The 17,715-nt window shown below is 65.7% G+C and carries 14 protein-coding genes; 9 read left to right on the top strand and 5 right to left on the bottom strand.

Annotated features, from left to right (window positions below):
* Window positions 1-8: 8 nt before the first annotated feature.
* The 3 genes from BJG92_RS07485 to BJG92_RS07475 form a co-directional block, all read right to left on the bottom strand.
* The gene (locus BJG92_RS07485; protein ID WP_232083398.1) at window positions 9-305 is read right to left on the bottom strand and encodes a hypothetical protein; all 297 of its coding nucleotides are present in this window, start codon (window positions 303-305) and stop codon (window positions 9-11) included.
* A 174-nt stretch (window positions 306-479) separates the two neighbouring features.
* Window positions 480-929 (bottom strand): very short patch repair endonuclease, encoded by a 450-nt coding sequence (locus tag BJG92_RS07480; RefSeq protein ID WP_232083397.1) that lies wholly within the window; start codon window positions 927-929, stop codon window positions 480-482.
* 45 nt (window positions 930-974) lie between these two features.
* Entirely contained in the window at window positions 975-1,409 is a 435-nt protein-coding gene (locus BJG92_RS07475) for a pyridoxamine 5'-phosphate oxidase family protein (RefSeq protein ID WP_232083396.1), read from the bottom strand.
* 257 nt (window positions 1,410-1,666) lie between these two features.
* Between BJG92_RS07475 and BJG92_RS07470 the strand changes: the two genes are divergently transcribed.
* Both BJG92_RS07470 and BJG92_RS07465 read left to right on the top strand, forming a co-directional pair.
* Window positions 1,667-2,329, top strand: coding sequence for a DUF6318 family protein (locus BJG92_RS07470; RefSeq protein WP_232083395.1), 663 nt, complete (start codon window positions 1,667-1,669; stop codon window positions 2,327-2,329).
* The gene (locus tag BJG92_RS07465; RefSeq protein WP_232083394.1) at window positions 2,326-3,252 is read left to right on the top strand and encodes a PKD domain-containing protein; all 927 of its coding nucleotides are present in this window, start codon (window positions 2,326-2,328) and stop codon (window positions 3,250-3,252) included. The genes BJG92_RS07470 and BJG92_RS07465 overlap by 4 nt, the downstream gene beginning before the upstream one ends.
* Before the next feature lie 14 nt (window positions 3,253-3,266).
* On the opposite strand, the gene BJG92_RS07460 is transcribed toward BJG92_RS07465, so the two are convergent.
* The gene (locus BJG92_RS07460) at window positions 3,267-4,604 is read right to left on the bottom strand and encodes a GAF domain-containing protein (protein ID WP_232083393.1); all 1,338 of its coding nucleotides are present in this window, start codon (window positions 4,602-4,604) and stop codon (window positions 3,267-3,269) included.
* Between the two features lie 195 nt (window positions 4,605-4,799).
* Between BJG92_RS07460 and BJG92_RS07455 the strand changes: the two genes are divergently transcribed.
* From BJG92_RS07455 to BJG92_RS07445, 3 genes are all read left to right on the top strand, one after another.
* Window positions 4,800-6,590, top strand: coding sequence for an NAD(P)/FAD-dependent oxidoreductase (locus BJG92_RS07455; protein ID WP_232083392.1), 1,791 nt, complete (start codon window positions 4,800-4,802; stop codon window positions 6,588-6,590).
* 131 nt (window positions 6,591-6,721) lie between these two features.
* Entirely contained in the window at window positions 6,722-7,780 is a 1,059-nt protein-coding gene (locus tag BJG92_RS07450) for a 2,3-butanediol dehydrogenase (protein ID WP_232083391.1), read from the top strand.
* A 79-nt stretch (window positions 7,781-7,859) separates the two neighbouring features.
* Window positions 7,860-8,930 carry an alkene reductase gene (locus BJG92_RS07445; protein ID WP_232083390.1) on the top strand — a complete coding sequence of 357 codons (1,071 nt, stop codon included), beginning with the start codon at window positions 7,860-7,862 and terminating at the stop codon, window positions 8,928-8,930.
* A gap of 237 nt (window positions 8,931-9,167) precedes the next feature.
* On the opposite strand, the gene BJG92_RS07440 is transcribed toward BJG92_RS07445, so the two are convergent.
* Entirely contained in the window at window positions 9,168-12,785 is a 3,618-nt protein-coding gene (locus BJG92_RS07440) for a TM0106 family RecB-like putative nuclease (protein ID WP_232083389.1), read from the bottom strand.
* Between the two features lie 190 nt (window positions 12,786-12,975).
* On the opposite strand from BJG92_RS07440, the gene BJG92_RS07435 reads away from it, so the two are divergent.
* From BJG92_RS07435 to BJG92_RS18385, 4 genes are all read left to right on the top strand, one after another.
* Window positions 12,976-13,593, top strand: coding sequence for a heme-binding protein (locus BJG92_RS07435; RefSeq protein WP_232083388.1), 618 nt, complete (start codon window positions 12,976-12,978; stop codon window positions 13,591-13,593).
* 23 nt (window positions 13,594-13,616) lie between these two features.
* Window positions 13,617-16,013: a Tex family protein gene (locus BJG92_RS07430; RefSeq protein ID WP_374199769.1), complete on the top strand. Its 2,397-nt coding sequence runs from the start codon at window positions 13,617-13,619 to the stop codon at window positions 16,011-16,013.
* 159 nt (window positions 16,014-16,172) lie between these two features.
* On the top strand, window positions 16,173-17,567 hold the full coding sequence (locus tag BJG92_RS07425) for an OFA family MFS transporter (protein ID WP_232083387.1): 1,395 nt from the start codon (window positions 16,173-16,175) through the stop codon (window positions 17,565-17,567).
* A gap of 1 nt (window position 17,568) precedes the next feature.
* Window positions 17,569-17,697, top strand: coding sequence for a hypothetical protein (locus BJG92_RS18385; protein WP_269461808.1), 129 nt, complete (start codon window positions 17,569-17,571; stop codon window positions 17,695-17,697).
* The last annotated feature ends 18 nt before the right edge of the window (window positions 17,698-17,715 follow it).

The raw sequence follows: 17,715 nt of genomic DNA, 5'->3' as shown, positions 1-17,715 counted from the left end.
CCTGGCAGCTACCCTGCGGCATCCTGCGGGACCGACACGGACAGTAGGTGGCTCAGGAGGGCCTTCTCCGGCCGGCCCGGGTTGGCCGCGATATGCCAGCGAATTTTTTCGCGCACCTCCGCTTCCTCGGGCTTGGTGTCGGCGAGAACCGCGTCGATTATATCGGCTACCTGCCGACGCAGGGGTTCGAGATCAGGATCGACCCCGGGGAATGGTTGATGTTCCTGTATTCGGGAATTGGAGTGTGACTTGGCCGGCCAAGTTGTGCCTTTCAGCGACTCATTCGACATCAGCAAGTAAGGCATCTGGTGCTCTCCCGGGAGGTTAGGTAGGACGCATAAATCGGAACCGGATTCGGTCCAATTCCCCGGAGGTAAATTTAGCTCAGACAGCCTGGTCTGACTCGTTGAGCGATACAACAGATTTTCATGTCTCTTTCAGTGAATCGCGGGTCACCGTCGCTTATGCGTGCCGGGGCGCTAGGGTTCCGTGCCGGGCCCGGGCGCCGGGGCCCGAAGAAATGCGTCCAACTGCTGTTCCAGTGACGATGGCTCCTTGAGCTCGCATTCCCAGACAGTGAGGACCTCCCAGCCGGCGTTTTCCAGCTGATGGCGCTGGTCGTCGTCGCGGTTTCGGGTGCGGGTGCGCTTGGTTTCCCAGAACTCGGCGTTGGATTTGGGGGCATGCTGACCCACCCGACAATCGTGGAGGTGCCAGAAACACCCGTTGACGAAGATGACTTTGTGGCGGCCCGCGAACACCAGGTCCGGTTTACCCGGGAGCGGTCCGCCGTGCGCCGTGCCGTGGAGCCGGTAGCGGTAGCCCTTGGCGTGCAACAGACGCCGAACCAGCAGCTCGGGCTTGGTGTTCTTTCCCCGGATGCGGGACATGTTCCAGCTGCGCCGCTCCGGTGTCAGCTTGTCCGCCATGGTTTAAGTCTAGGCGGGCCGGCGGTGGCTAGATCTCCCGCTCGGCTAGAGCTCCCGCTCGGGGTGCTCGCCAAACTGGAAGTGCCGGCCCGTCAACTTCGTTGGCTCGATCTCAACGTAATAGTCCTTCACCGTGGGCACCCAGGGTTTGAGACCCAAGGCCTCCGCGACGGCGATCTCCGCGGACGTCTCCAGCACGCGGGCGGTACCGTGAAGGACCACGGACCAGGCCTCGTCGGACAGGATCCCGTCCGTTTCGAAAAGCACCTTGGAATTGATGGTCACTTCGGCCAGCTTGTTGCCGGGAGCCGTGCGGAGGTACAGCTTCCTGCCACCCACCGCGTAGTTCACTGGGAAAATGTCGGGCTCTCCGGCCACGGTGACCACCAGCCTGCCGTGCTTAGTGCCCTCGATCAACTTCCAGTTCTGCTCGTCAGTGAGGCTGAGGATGGGGTTTCCGTCTGCATGTTCGAACATCATGGCTACATTGTTCTGTCCCATTTAGAAAAAGGCTAGGGCCTTAAGGGAATACTGGCGTCCGAGGTGAGCGCAGTGGGTTCGTCCCTGTGGCGGGCACGGCACCCCCGGCTGGACCGCTGCTGGTGGCGCGTGTGCGGTGCGACTCCCCTCGGGTGGGAGCTGTGGATAACTTTGACGACCAAAATGTGACGTCAGTTACTCTTAAGCCAGTGTTTGGATTCAGGCGTCTTGATTTTCTATCGGGGGAGTAGCTGACCATGACATCTCGCACTTCGATCTCCGGCCGCCGGCGTTCCTGCGCCGCAGCGTTGCTTGGATTGTCCCTGGTGATGGTTGCTGGCTGCAGCGGCGGCGGAACAACGCCCGGAGCAACCGCAGCGCCCGCGCCTCCGAGCGCATCGGCGTCGCCGTCGGCGAGTCCGAGCGCCAGCCCCACCCCCACTGCCGCGTATAAACCGGCGGACGCCTCCGGCAAAGCCCAGAACGTCCCCGTGCCCGAGTTGCCGGAAGCAGCCAAGGCGGAGACGAAGGAAGGTGCCATAGCATTCACAAAGCACTGGTACACGCTTCTCAACTACGCATATCAAACCGGAGACTTCGGACCCATGGATGAAGTCACGAGCGCCTCGTGCAGAATGTGCGCGAAAGTTCGCCCAGGGATTCTTGAATGGAATGCGGACAATCGCTGGATTGCAGGAGGGCTCGTCAATCCGAAGGGAGCCTACACACAATTTGTAAAGACAATTGAAGGCAACTACCAAGTAACCACTCAACTGGAGCAATCATCCGGGTTTCTCCATCGTGCTGACGGCAGCATCGAAAAGTCAGTACCTGCATCACAGGTGCTAGCGGACATTTTGATACTCCGATTTGACGAAGACCACTGGACAGCGCTGGACGTTGACCGGCTCGGTGCATGATTCGGTATCAGAACCTATTTCGAAGGACATATGTCGCTTCGAAAATTCTCGCTGCCGCTCTTGTGATTTTCGTGTGGACAAGCTCGGCCGCTCATGCCGATATGTCGGACGTTTTTTGGAATTCCGGCGGCGTAGGGGTGTGGCGATATGACGCCGCCTCGGGGGTCTGGGTGGACGCGCCGAGCGCTGTTCCAGAGAGCCCCTATGAGTACAGGTTCGATTATCTCTGTCTGGTGAACAACAACGACTTTGACGTTTCCTGCCTAGCAGCCGCGACTGAGTGTCGTGCGGGTCTGAATGGTCGACCTGTTCGATGGTGGTGGAAACTTGTCGTCGCGGGGCCAAACGACTGGAGCCGCATCGTGCCAGACAGTTGCGTGTATCGGGAAAACCCCGAAGATGTCCTGGGCAAGATCGCAGCCCAGATACAGGAAAAGTTCCAGCAGCTTCCTGTCAGCGCTGGCCAGTCGGTTATGCAACCGAGTCCCCATACGTTGAAGGGCGCAGAGACAAACTTCTATGCCGAAGCCAGTGAGCAAGCGTTCACCGTCGACATGCTCGGCCAGAGTGTTGCCGTCGTCGCCAAGCCGGTCCAATATACGTGGAGCTATGGCGACGGCACGTCCCTCGGGCCCCAGACGGCGGCCGGCGGCCCGTTGCCCCAGGACCGCTGGGGCGAAAAGACGGCAACCAGCCACGTCTACCCGCAGACCGGCGACTTCTCGGTGGTGCTGACCACCCATTTCCAGGGAACGTACTCCGTCAACGGTGGCCCACCGCTGCCCATCCCCGGCCAAGGCCGGTTCAGCTCACCGCCGCAGACCGTCAGTGTCTGGCGCTCTATCACCCGGAATTACGCTGATGATTGCCTCCGGAATCCCCAAGGCCAAGGCTGTCCCGGCGTCGCATCGCCTGCTCCCTAGGCGCTCCGCAGGCCCTAGGACCGCAGTTCCCGGTCGACCCGCTCCATCCGTGCACTCACCAGTCGGCTGCGCGGATCAAGCGGCCCAAGGATCGTCGCTGCCGCGGACGCAGTGGCAGTGTCGGTCGAGCCCATATCGCTCGTGCACCACTGCAGCATCAACCGGGCATCACCGCTGGCGCGCACGGACGCCCCGAGGGCAACATTGAGCTCGTCGCGCAGGAGCCCGATGGACAGGTTCCCCGAACGGCTTAGGAGCTCCGCAGGATAGGCGGCAAGCGCCTCTGGAACCCTGCCCTCCCGCAAATGGGCGGCCACAACGGACGCATCCGTTACTACGCTGACCGTTGACGAGAAATGGTAGGGGTTGGCCTCGACCACATTGCCAAGGATGCTCCGTATCCGGTGCATCTCCGTCCGGATCGCGGCAGCGGTGCCGAAGTCGCCGTGAATTTCGTAAGCCAGTTCATCGGCGCTCCACCCCCGGTCGCGCGAGGCCAACAACGCCAGAATCTCTGCACGGCGGAGCGTCAGAGGGCGCGTCGCGCCGCCGTCGATCGACGCCGTAGGCGCGTCCCCCAACAGTCGCAGCATGAGCCGAGACCCGGTGCCGGCGTCGCGCAGTGCCCGGTCATCTCGTCCGTGCTGTAGACGCCGGCTGCCCGTGCCGCCGTCGAGAACCGCAGCCGATTTCAGCAACTCCTCGGCCAGGCGCACCCCGCAGCGCACCAGCCGCAGGCTGTCCGGCGTGACGGACTCGAACGGGCCTGACACGTCCAGGACACCAATGACCTCGCCCGTAAAGGGATCGCGAATCGGTGCGGCGCTGCAGGCCCAATCGTGATGGGTCCGCACCAGGTGCTCGGCTGAGAAGAGCTGTGCCGGGGCGCCGGTGATCAGCGCCTCACTGATGGCGTTGGTGCCGACACCGGATTCGGACCAATCGGCACCCTCCACGAACTCCAAGGAGTCGGCGAGCTTCAGCGACTGCCTGCTGCCAACGCGCCACAGCACCTCGCCGTGATGATCCGTCACGATCAGCAAATGCCGTCCGGTGGCTGTTTCGTCGGCCAACAGTTGCGACAGCGCGGGCATGACCGCGGCCAGTCGATGGCCCGTGCTGAGGGAGCGCGCTTCGGAAACTTCATGACGATGCAGGGGCAGGTGCTGGTCCGGATTGATGCCGAGTGCAAACGAGCGCTGCCAGGATTTGACGAGCGACGGCGACAGGAGCGGATTCGGGGTGCCGGCAATGGTGGCCTCGTGCGCCGCCCGGAGAGTACGGGCGTACTCAGCCGGCGCGGAAAACCTGAGGTCTGAGCGCTGCGCGATGGAGCGGGTGCCCTGGCGCATGCTCATTCTCCCAACTCGCCCTCGAATTCTCGCGGGCCGCTGCACTAGACCTGCCTCAGTGCCCGGCCAACAACGTGAGAGCTCCGTGTAACCCGATTGTAACCCCCCGCGGTCTTTACTTGTGATGCGAGTCACTGCGTGGACCAAGCGTCCCGCATCGGGAGCGGCCCGCCATGAGCAAAGGAAAGAGGAATCATGCCTGAGACACCAAACGGCGTCGTCGGGGCGTGGCTGGCGCAGTTCGATGACGCGCTGCGCAGCCGCAACACGGACGCCGCACTGGAGCTATTCGACGACGATTCGTACTGGCGCGACTTCGTCTCCTTCACCTGGAACCTCAAGACCCTTGAGGGCAAGGAAGACATCCGGCGCATGCTCGATGCGACGCTGGACGACGTGCAGCCAAGCAACTGGACCCTGGCCGAAGACGCCACCGGGGACGCGGACACCGCGGAAGCCTGGGTGAACTTCGAGACTGCCCAGGCCCGGGGTTACGCCCACCTGCGCCTGCGCAACGGCAAATGCTGGACCCTGCTCACTACCATGCAGGAGCTCAAGGGCTTCGAGGAAAAGAAGGGCGCCCGCCGGGAGAAGGGCGTAGCCCACGAGATCACTAAGGGCCGCAAGTCCTGGTTGGAACTGAAGGAAGAACAGGAATCCCGTCTCGGCTACGAAGACCAGCCGTACACCGTCATCATCGGCGGCGGCCAGGGCGGAATCGGGCTGGGCGCGCGGCTCCGCAGGCTCGGCGTGCCCACCATCATCATCGAAAAGAACGAGCGTGCAGGCGACTCCTGGCGGAACCGCTACAAGTCCCTCCACCTCCACGACCCCGTTTGGTATGACCACCTGCCCTACATCAAGTTCCCCGACGACTGGCCGGTCTTCGCGGCCAAGGACAAGATCGGCGACTGGCTGGAAAACTACACCCGGATCATGGAGCTGAACTACTGGTCCAAGACCGAATGCACCAACGCACGCTTCGATGAGTCCACGCAGGAATGGGTGGTTGAGGTGGTCCGCGACGGCGAACCGGTCACCCTGCGCCCCAAGCAGCTTGTCTTCGCCTTGGGCGTTTCGGGCTACCCCAGCGTCCCCGCGTTCGACGGCGCCGAATCCTTCCTCGGGGAGCAGTACCACTCGTCCAAGCACCCGGGCGGCGGAGACTGGACCGGGAAGAAAGCCGTGGTGATCGGCTCCAACAACTCGGCCCACGATATCTGCGCCGACCTCTGGGAGCACGGCGCGGACGTCACCATGGTCCAGCGGTCCTCCACCCACATCGCCCGGAGCGAATCCCTCATGGACCTCGCCCTCGGGGGTCTGTACTCCGAAAAGGCACTGGCCAACGGAGTCACCACGGAGAAAGCCGATCTGCTGTTTGCCTCGTTGCCCTACCGGATCCTGCCCCAGGCCCAGATCCCGGTCTACGCGGAGATGGCCGAGCGGGACGCGGAGTTCTACTCGCAGCTGGAGGCTGCCGGGTTCGACCTTGACTTCGGCGTCGACGGCTCCGGCCTGTTCCTCAAGTACCTGAGGCGCGGCTCCGGTTACTACATCGACGTCGGCGCCTCGCAGCTGATCATCGACGGCCGGGTCAAGCTCGCCAACTGCGAGGTCGGCAAGATTACCGGGAACGCCGTCGTGCTGGCCAACGGGGCGGAACTGGATGCCGACGCCATCATCTACGCCACCGGCTACGGGTCAATGAACGGCTGGCTGGCCGATCTGGTCTCACCCGAAGTGGCCGACGCCGTCGGCAAGTGCTGGGGATTTGGTTCGGAGACACCCAAGGATCCGGGGCCGTGGGAGGGGGAGTTGCGCAACATGTGGAAGCCCACCAACGTGGAAAATCTGTGGATCCACGGCGGCAACCTCCACCAGAGCCGCCACTACTCCAACTATCTGGCGCTGCAGCTCAAAGCCAGGATGGAGGGGCTGCCGACGCCGGTCTTCGAGTTGCAGCCCACGCACCACACGCGCTGACCCGGGCACGCCGTGACAATCACCGGCGCGGCACCCAGACTGGGGCTACGGCCCTGCTATGAAAATCCAACGACGTGCCGTGGATGCGCCCGATCGGGCGCATCCACGGCCTGGAATGCGAAGGCGACACCATGAAAGCAGCACGATTCCATGCCCGCGAGGATCTCCGGATCGAAGACATTCCCGAGCCGGAACTGCGCCCGGGAACGGTGAAGATCGCCGTGGCCTGGTGCGGTATCTGCGGCACCGACCTCCACGAATTCCTCGAAGGGCCCATTTTCACGCCGCCGCCCGGCCACCCCCACCCGATTTCCCACGAGGAAGCCCCGGTCACCCTGGGGCACGAGTTCTCCGGCACCATCGAGGAACTGGGGGAGGGTGTGACCGGGCTCGCCGTCGGAGACAGCGTGGTGGTGGAACCATATATCGTCTGCAACGAATGCGGCCCGTGCCTCAGCGGCCACTACAACCTGTGCACCAAACTCGGCTTCATCGGCTTGGCGGGCGGCGGCGGGGGCCTGAGTGAGAAGGTCGTCGTCGACACTCGGTGGGTCCACCCCGTCGGCGACATCCCGCTGGACGAAGCCGCCCTCATCGAACCCCTCGCGGTGGCCTATCACGCCGTCGGCAGGGGCGACGTCAAGGCCGGGGACGTCGCCGTCGTCGGCGGTGCGGGCCCGATTGGCCTGCTGACCGCAGCGGTCCTCAAGGGCCTGGGCGTCACAACGATCGTCACCGAGCTGTCGGCGGCCCGGAAGGAAAAAGCGATGTCCTCGGGAGTCGCGGACCATGTGCTGGACCCGAGCTCCGATGACGTCAAGGCGCGGGTGCTGGAACTGACGGCCGGTGCGGGGGCGGACGCAGCCTTTGAATGTGCCGGCGTGAATGCCGTGCTGGACACCATGCTCGACGTCGTGAAGCCGGCCGGCGTCGTGGTGAACGTCTCGATCTGGGGACGTCCGGCCACCGTGGACATGCAGAAGGTCGTCCTGAAGGAAATCGACCTCCGCGGCACCATCGCCTACTGCGGCGATCATGAGGCCGCGATCAAGCTCGTCCAGGAGGGAAAGGTTGACCTGAAACCCTTCATCACGGGACGAATCGCCCTGGATGATCTCGTGGACAAGGGCTTCGACACCTTGATCCACCACAACGACACCGCGGTCAAGATCATCGTCCACCCGCAGTGATCCGGGTCCCACCCGGAATAGTTGCAGGCGCCGCGCAGTTGCCGTCAGTGAACCCAATCCCTGGTGAAAGGAACTGCGCATGCTGTTTTCCCCGATGACTCTCGGCGAGCTGGAACTGCCCAACCGACTTGTGATGGCGCCGCTGACCCGCGTCCGCTCCGGTAAGGAAGGCATTCCCGGCCCGCTGGTTGTCGAGCACTACCGGCAGCGGGCATCCCTCGGCCTGATCGTCAGCGAGGGCACGTATCCCAGCCGCGCCGGCCGGGGATTCCCGGGCCAGCCGGGCCTGGTGACCGAGGAACAGCTTAAGGGCTGGGCCAACGTCACCTCCGCCGTGCACGCCGAGGGCGGCCGCATCTTCGCCCAGGTCATGCATGCCGGGCGCGTCACCCATGAGGACACCAACGGTGGCCACCAGGTGGTTGCGCCCAGCGCCATCGCGATCGACGGCGAGACCCGCACCTATGAGGGCAAGAAGTCCTTCCCGGTTCCGCACGCCTTGGGCACCGACGAACTCCCGGGCATTGTCCAGGAATTCGTGACGGCGTCCCGCAACGCGATCGATGCAGGGTTCGACGGCGTCGAGCTGCACTCCGCCAACGGGTACCTGCTGCACGAATTCCTGGCCCCGTCCGCCAACCAGCGCGACGACATCTACGGCGGGACCGCGGAAAACCGTGCGCGGTTCGTCATCGAAGTGGCCCAGGCTGTGGTCGATGCCATCGGCGCAGACCGTGTGGGCATCCGCATTTCGCCGGAGCATAACGTCCAGGGCGCCGTCGAGCTCGACGCGGCAGACGTCCGCGCAACCTACGGCATCCTGGTGGATGCCTTGGCGCCGCTCAAGCTCGCCTACCTGAGCGTCCTGCACAAGGAGCCCGCCAGCGAACTGGTGCAGGATCTGCGCACCCGCTTCGGCGGAACGTTCCTGCTGAACACAGGTTTCGGCGTCGTCACGACCCGCGAGGAAGCCACGGCGCTGGTCGCTGATGGCCACGCTGACGCCGTCGTCGTCGGGCGCCCCGCCATCGCCAACCCGGACCTCGTCCGGCGCTGGCGTGAGGGGCTCCCGGTCAACGAGCCGGACCAGTCCACGTTCTACGGCGAAGGCGCAGAGGGCTACACCGACTACCCGGCCTACCAGAACTAGGCTCCCGGGCAGCAACTCCAGCACCGAGGGACATGTCCATTCGCGGCGACGGTCACCGCGGGACATGTCCACTCGCGGCGACGGTCACCGCTGAACACGTCCAGCCGCGGCCACAAACAGTGGGCAGAACGCCGTTCTGCCCACTGTTTGCATTTAACAATGAGCATGTCCCTTGGTCACGGACGTGAAGACTGAGCATGTCCCGTGGGGTGGGGCGAAGACTGAGCATGTCCCCTGTCAGATGGCAGTGACCGACCGCTGGCACAGGCCGATGAATCCGCCCAGTTGCTCCAGGCCTTCGGGATGCGCGGGGAGATAATTCGTCAGTTTGGGGGCGCGGATGATGACGGCGCGCCACTGCCCCCGCGACACCGCCACGTTGATCCGGTTTCGCGAGAGCAGGAATTCCATGCCGCGCGGAGCTTCGGCCACCGCCGAACACGCCATGGATACAATCACGACGGCGGCCTCCTGGCCCTGGAACTTGTCCACCGTGCCCACCCGGGTCCCGGACAGGCCAGCGCCGTCCAACGCATCGCGGATCACGTTGACCTGGGCGTTGTAGGCGGCCACCACCAGGATGTCGGCAGCGTCGAGGGGCCGGGTGCCATCCTCAGAGTGCCAGGCCAGACCCACGTGACGCCGCACCTGCCGGACCACTTCCGCGGCCTCCTCGGGCGAGGACGTGATGTTGCCGCTGTGCTCCACCAGCACGGTCTCGATCCCGGCAGGGACTCCCTCGAGCCGCCGGAGGTCCGCGGCCGGGGCCGAGCGGAGCTTGCCCTCGTAGGAGAGTTCGGAAACGGCCCGGCACAGCTCAGAGGTCATCCGCCACGAGTCGGCCAGGAAATAGCCGAGTTCCGGCGGCAGTGTGGCATGACCGGCGGACACCCAGCCCAGAGCGGACTCGTCCACGGGCTCGGGATGGGAGCCCTGGCTGACCTGCGGCAACTGCTGCGGATCGCCGAGCAGCAGCAGCCGGCTGCTGGCCTGCGCCACGGCCAGGGTGTTGGCCAGGGAGAACTGGCCGGCCTCGTCGATCACCAGCAGGTCCAGCGAGCCAGCCGGGACGTTGGCTCCTGTCATGGTCCAGGCTGTCCCTCCGATGAGTGCCCCGCCCGGGGAGGCGAGAAGCCGCTCCACATCCGACGCCGAGCGCTGCCCCCAGGGAAGTGATTCCCCGTGCTTCACGTCTTTGGCAACGCGGAGCGGATCGACGCCGGCCTTGGTCACGGCTGTGTTGAGCAGGTTTTCCACCACAGCGTGGGACTGTCCGACCACGCCGACTTTCCAGCCGCGGGCCACTAGCCGGGCGATGACATGGGACCCCACATGGGTCTTGCCGGTTCCGGGCGGACCCTGGACCGCGACATAGGAGTGGTCCAGGGCTCCGACCGCCTCCGTGATCGCGTCGACGAACCGGTCCGGGCCTTCGCCTGGCGCGGGCAGCGGGGCACCGGAGGCCAGTCGTGGCGGAACCCGGCGGACGAGATCCAGCGCCGGATGGCGCGGGAAACCGGACTGCCCGGCCTGCAATGCTCCGGCGACGTCGTCGGCCAGGGCCGCCAGCGCGTCCTCGAGGCTCTTGGTCTGGATCGGCTGGTCCTCGGTCAGCGCGATCGGGACCTGGCTGTACGGTTCGATGGTCTTGCGGAGCTTGTCCCGGATGACCACGGTGTCCTTGCCGTCCTCGTGGCCCAGTTCCAGGATCTCGGTCCCGAACCAGCCGTTGCGGCCGGTACCGTCGATCCCCGTGCCCGCCAGCCCGGCCGGAAGCGGTGGCTCGTACATGCGGAACCACGTGCTGCCTTCCCGGAGGTCCGAGCCCGGGCTGACGGTGCCAATCAACTTCACCCGGCGCTCGGGAAGCTTGGCGCCGTCCTTCCACCAGTCCTCGAGCACTTCGGCGTCCTCGACCAGGAAGACGTTTCGGTCCTGCTGGTGATGGGTGTCCGGGCCGTTCTCGCAACGGTCGAAATGCGCCCACCAGAACGCCTTGCGTTCGCGCCGGTGATAGCTGACGGCTGCAGCCAGCATCGCAACCGCGTTCCGGTCATCCTCGGACAGCCCGACGCCGGAATCCGCCGATTCGGCCAGCGCCACTTCCAGCGGGTCCAGGTCAGCGGTGTACGGCGCGGAGCCCGCGCTCACGCCGGCGGCCGCCGATGAGGCTACGCCGGGCGCGCCGTCGCCGGCCGGCGTGATGCCGTGCTCCCGGGCCAGGCCCAGGAGCCAATTCCGGAGTTCCAGCGTGGAGAGGCAGTCGTACTCGTTGTAGTCCGAGATTCCCCCGAGGATCGTCTCTGCCTCCTCGAGACGGTTGTCATCGCGGGCGTCGCAGTAGTGGGCATAGGCAACCACGGACGCGCCGGCATCTTTCACATCTCCCGAGCGCAGGTTCGTCCCCATATAGAGCGGCTCGAGTTTCTTGATGCTGTAGGAGTTCTCGGAGATGCGGATGCTGTTCCGGACGGTCTGGTAAAGATCCACCAGGAGCCCGTCGCGCAGCCACTGGTCCACAGTGTCCTCGCCCGCGACATGCATCACGGAGAGCTTGCGGAGGGCGGTCTTCTCGTACGCGGCGTAGTGATAGACGTGCATGTCCGGGTAGTCCTGCCGGCGTTTCTCCACATAGTCCAGGAAGTCCAGGAAGGCCTGTCTCTCGGCCTCCCGGCTGTGCGCCCAGAAGGGCCTGAACACACCGGGGGCGCCGGGGCCGGTCGGTGCTTCGATGACGCCGAACAGGTACTCCAGCCCCCAGACCCCGGTGGCGCTTTCCTGCCAGAGCGGGTCGCCCTCGAAATCGAAGAAGATGTCGCCCCTGCTGGGCTCCGGGAGCTCAGCCAGGGTGTTCTCCGGGATGACCGCGTAGCGGAGGACATGATCTTCGCCGTCCTTGTGATACCGGACAGCGCCGTCCGCAGCGCCTACCCCGCTCTGCATCCGGGCTTGTTCCTGCAGCCGCTGGAGCGAGGCGCTCGCGGTGGCAAGCGTGGCGTGAGCCAGTTCGGTAACAGTGAAAATATTCATCTCGTGGAGTGCTTTGCGCTGGGCAGAGTTCATCCGCGCCACGAGCAGGAGATCGTCCGTGGCCTTGACCATCTCCTGGCAGTAGTCGCAGCGGCCGCACGCCAGGATGCCGGGGGTGCCCCAGCGCGCCGTGCCGGGTTGTGCCCTGTGTGCCGAGGTTAGGGCAAGGAAACGCTCGCGCCGTTCGCGGTAGACCGGCAGGATGTCCGCCAGCTTGTGGTGGCTGCGGACGAAGTCGAAGCCGCCGCCCGGGAGCGGGACCGTGGCGCCGAGGACCAGCGTCACGACCGGGCCCGGAGTTATCCCGGCCTTCAACAACTGCTCGCCGTAGGCGGCCAGCTGGAGCAGCGCTGTGACCTTCGCATGGCGGGCCAGTTTGGAGTCGAACACCGCGCAGCTGCCGTCTGCCTGGCGGACCAGGAAATCGGAGCGGCCGTGGAACTGGCCGTCAAAGAAGGCCGCTTGGAACACCACGTCGGCACCCGAACGCAGGGCGTCGATGGATTCCCGGTGCTTGGCCTCCAGGGTGGCGCGGTCCATGGCTTGCGCCGGCACGACGTCGTACACGCCACGCCCCGCGACCGCATCCCAGTGGCCGAAATCTTCGATGAAAGCGTCGAGGACCTTGCGCTCGTGGAGATCGCCCAACACGGCCGCGTGCTGAAGCATCTCGTCGACGTCGAAGACAGCTTTGGGGGACCGGCCCAGTTTCTCGTCGAGCTTCCGGAGCAGCTGGTACTCGCAGCTGGCGGCCGTGACGAGGTCGCTCGCGGAGAAGACCAGATCCGGTGCGGACCCTTGCGCTTCCGGTTCAAGAAAAAACACTGTGCCCCCGATGTTGGTGCGCCGCTGGACTTATGGCACTGCTGGACTTACGGCCCCGCTGGTTCAGCCGCGCCGTCAGCGTGGCCGGGCCGTCTGTTCTTCAAGCTATCAAAGCCCTCTGACAATCTTGCGGGCGCCCGCGCGAATCGGGCTGGTTCCTGTCGGAGGCCCGGCGTAGAGTCTGAGGACAATGACTGAACAACAGCCCTTCGAGTTGGTCCAGCGCTACCCGCATTTCGAGTTGCGCCGCTATCCCGCGCATGTGGTGGCCGAGGTGCAGGTCACGGCGACGTTTGACCGTGCGGGCAACGCCGCGTTCCGCCACCTCTTCAATTACATCAGCGGCGGCAACGCTGCCCGGCAGTCGGTGTCAATGACCGCCCCTGTGGTCCAAGGCTTCGGCCCGCCACAGAAGATCGCCATGACGGCACCAGTCGTCCAAAGCGGGTCCTTGCCGGGAGGGGACGACGCCGCCGACTATGCCGTGGCCTTTGTCTTGCCGGCCGGGATGACCGCGGAGACCGCCCCGGTCCCGACGAATCCGGACGTCAGGATCCGGGCCGTGCCGGGCTCCCTCACCGCCGCCCTGGTCTTCTCCGGGAGCGGATCAAAAAGCGCCTTCGAGAAACGGAATCAGGGCCTGCAGGAGGCGCTCAAAGTGGCTGGCCTGACCGGCGTCGAACTTCCGCGGTTCGCCCGTTTTGATCCGCCCTTCAAGCCGTGGTTCCTCCGCCACAACGAGGTCCTCCAGGACGTGGTGGCACCCCTCCCCGCAGCCGAAGGGGCCGCCAGCACGCCCGGCCCCTGACCGCGGTAAGGCAAAATGGCAGGGTGACTCAACTCCCGCAGCGCCGTTCCCCGTCCGCCTCCACACCGTCGCCCAAGACCCAGGCTCCGCACACCCAGGAGTCCGGCGTCGCCGCCCAGATCGCGGCGGAGCTCGTAGTTCAGGCCTGGCAGGTGAAGGCGGCCGTCGACCTGCTCGACGCCGGGTCCACCGTGCCGTTCATCGCCCGGTACCGTAAGGAAGCCACCGGGACGCTCGATGACACGCAGCTCCGCGACCTGGAGGAGCGGCTGCGCTACCTGCGCGAGCTGGAGGACCGCCGTCGAACCATCCTGGCGGCGATTGCCGCCCAGGGGGCGCTGACCCCGGAACTGCAGGCCGCCGTCGTCGGGGCCGACACGAAGTCCCGGCTCGAGGACATCTACCTTCCCTTCAGAACTAAGCGTCGCACCAAGGCGCAGATCGCCCGCGAGGCCGGGCTGGAGCCGCTCGCGGACACGCTGCTGAAACGCCCGGAGCTGGACCCGGAACGCGAAGCCGCCAAGTACCGCAACGCCGAACACTCCATTGGGGACGCCGCCGCGGCGCTCGCCGGCGCCCGCTCCATCCTGGTGGAGCGCGTCGCGCAGGATGCGGACCTGGCAGCGGCGCTCCGGGAGCGGCTCTGGACCCAGGGCCGGATGGTGTCGCGCGTCAAGAAAGGCAAGGAAGGCGAAGGCCAGAAGTTCAAGGACTACTTCGAGTTCTCCCAACAACCGTCCGGGATGCCCTCGCACCGGGTTCTTGCGCTGCTGCGGGGGGAGAAGGACGGCGTGCTGGAGCTTAACCTCGCCGAGGCGGAACCGGCCGACGACGCCGCCCTCACCGCCGCCCGCGGGCGCTACGAAGCCGCCGTGGCCAGGTTCCTCGGGGTCGCCGACCGCGGCCGGCCCGCCGACGCGTGGCTGCTGCAGACCGCACAAGTGGCGTGGCGCTCACGCGTCCTGGCGCGGCTGACAGGTGACCTGCGCAGCCGCATGTTCGCCGCCGCCGAGGACGAGGCCGTCCGCGTGTTTGCCGCCAATCTGCGCGACGTGCTTCTCGCGGCGCCGGCCGGAAACCGTGCGACGCTGGGTCTTGACCCGGGACTGCGCACCGGAGTTAAAGTCGCGGTCGTCGACGGTACGGGCAAAGTCGTCGCGACGGACACCATCTATCCGCACGCCCCGGCGCGGAAATGGGACCAGTCGTTGCGGACCTTCGTGGGCCTGGCCGGGAAGCACGGCGTCGAACTCGTGGCGATTGGCAACGGGACAGCATCCCGGGAGACGGACAAGCTCGCCGGGGAACTGCTCAAGCAGCTCTCGTCCGGGGCAGAAATCGTGCCGCAAAAAATCGTGGTGTCCGAGGCCGGCGCCTCGGTCTATTCGGCCTCGGCGCTGGCCTCGGCCGAGCTGCCGGGCATGGATGTGTCCCTGCGCGGTGCCGTGTCCATCGCGCGGCGCCTGCAGGACCCGCTCGCGGAGCTTGTAAAGATCGAGCCGAAGTCGATCGGCGTCGGGCAGTACCAGCATGACGTGACGGCCGCCAAGCTGGACCGCAGCCTGGACTCCGTCGTCGAGGACTGCGTGAACGCCGTGGGCGTGGACGTCAACACCGCTTCCCCGGCGCTGCTCAGCCGCGTCGCCGGCGTCGGGCCACTGCTCAGCGAGAACATCGTGGCCTACCGGAACGAGCACGGCCCGTTCAGCAAGCGCAGCGAACTGAAGAAGGTTCCCCGGCTCGGCGCCAAGGCCTTTGAACAGTGCGCCGGCTTCCTGCGGATCAGCGGGGGAGCGGAGCCGCTGGACGCCTCCAGCGTGCACCCGGAGGCGTACCCGGTGGCGCGGAAGATCAAAGCTGCCGCCGGCGGAAAGGGCCCGGCCGCCGGCAGCTACGCCGGCCTGAACCCGCAGGACTTCGTCGACGGTTCCTTCGGCCTGCCCACGGTGCAGGACATCATCGCCGAACTCGAAAAGCCCGGCCGGGACCCGCGCCCGGCCTTTGCCGCGGCAACGTTCTCCGAGGGCATCGAGAAGATTTCCGACCTCAGGCCCGGCATGATCCTGGAAGGAACCGTCACGAACGTGGCCGCATTCGGCGCGTTCGTCGACGTCGGGGTGCACCAGGACGGCCTGGTGCACGTCTCCGCGCTGGCCAACCGCTTCGTGTCCGATCCGCGGGAAGTGGTCAAATCCGGCCAAGTGGTGCGGGTCAAGGTACTGGAGGCCGACCCGGACCGGAAACGCATCTCACTGACGCTGAGGCTCGACGACGAACAGCCGGCGCCGAAGCACCCGGCCGGAAAACCGGCGCCCGCGCGCAGGACTCCCGGCAGGCAACCGCAACAGTCCACGCCCGTGCCGGCTCCGGCCAACACCGCGATGGCCGAGGCGCTGCGGAAGGCCGGACTCGGACGGTAACCTGACCGCTCATCGCGGATTCCCTACCGTTCGCCGCAGGAATCGTACGTTGGCTGATGATCTGCTCCATGATTGCCGGAGGCAACGGACAACTTTTGGGGGTCCTTTGCCTCTAGATCGCTGGACAGCGGTGTCTTGGACGAGCAAGGGGAGCAAAATATGGGTTGGCTGGACCGCGAACGAACGATCGCCCCGCCGGGATTCAACCGGTGGCTGGTGCCTCCTGCAGCGCTCGCGGTGCACCTGTGCATTGGCCAGGCGTACGCCACCAGCGTCTATAAAACGGCCCTGGTCAAGCACTTCGGCGCCAGCTTGACCGAAATCGGCGTGATCTTCTCGATCGCGATCGTGATGCTGGGCCTCTCGGCCGCCATCATGGGCACCTGGGTGGACAAGAACGGCCCGCGCAAAGCGATGTTCACCTCCGCCGTGTTCTGGGCCAGCGGCTTCCTCATCGGTTCCCTCGGCATCTTCAGCGGCCAGTTGTGGCTGGTCTACCTCGGCTACGGTTTCATCGGCGGCATTGGCCTGGGCATCGGCTACATCTCCCCGGTCTCCACCCTGATCAAATGGTTCCCCGACCGCCCGGGCCTAGCTACCGGCATGGCCATTATGGGGTTCGGCGGCGGTGCCCTGATCGCCAGCCCGGTGTCCACCGCGCTGCTGAAGATGTACGACCCCAACTCCGGCGCCAAAGGCTGGGTAGCCAACGGCGACTCCGTCGGCAAGCTCTTCCTGACCCTCGCCGTCGTGTATCTGGCCTACATGATGTTCGGCGCGTTCACCATCAAGGTCCCGGCCGAAGGGTGGAAGCCGGCCGGCTTTGACCCGGCTAAGGTCAAGACCGCCACCCTTGTCACCGCCGACAACGTCTCCGCCAGGAACGCCGTCAAGACCCGGCAGTTCTGGCTCGTCTGGATCGTCCTGTTCTGCAACGTCACCGCCGGCATCGGCATCCTGGAGCAGGCCGCTCCGATGATCCAGGACTTCTTCCGCCAGCCCGACGGCGTGTCCCTGGTAAGTGCCGGCGTCGCCTCCGGCTTCGTGGGGCTGCTCTCTATCGGCAACATGTCCGGCCGCTTCGCCTGGTCCGCCACCTCGGATGTCACGGGCCGCAAGCGCATCTACATGTTGTTCCTCGGCGTCGGCGCGGTGCTCTACACGGTGCTGGCGCTGGCCGGCTCCACCACGACGGTCCTCTATGTGGCGCTCGCGTTCGTCATCATCTCCTTCTACGGTGGCGGCTTCGCGACCGTTCCGGCCTATCTGCGTGACCTCTTCGGCACTTTCCAGGTCGGGGCGATCCACGGCAGGCTCCTCACGGCGTGGTCCGCGGCAGGCATTGCCGGCCCGCTGATCGTCAACGCGTTCCTGGACGCCCAGGGCAAGCCCGGCCAGCTGACGGCCGAGTCTTACCAGCCTGCCCTGCTGACCATGGTGGGGCTGCTGGTCATCGGCTTCATCGCGAACCTCCTGGTCAAACCTGTGGACGCGCGCTTCCACGAACCCCGCCCGGACCGTGTCCGGTCCGAAGAACCTGCCCTGGAGGCCTGAAATGAGTACTGCACAGACACCGGTGAAGCCGTCCACCGGGAAACTGGTGATCGCTTGGGCCCTCGTCGGCGTGCCGCTGGCCTACGGCGTGTCCGAGACCCTCACCCGCGTGGCGGCCCTGTTTGGCTGACCCGGCCGCGTTCACCCG

The sequence above is a fragment of the Arthrobacter sp. SO5 genome (assembly GCF_020532805.1).
In the GTDB taxonomy this organism is placed as follows: domain Bacteria; phylum Actinomycetota; class Actinomycetes; order Actinomycetales; family Micrococcaceae; genus Arthrobacter.
The sequence above is the reverse complement of the archived record's forward strand: the minus strand, read 5'-3'. Positions and strand labels throughout refer to the sequence as shown.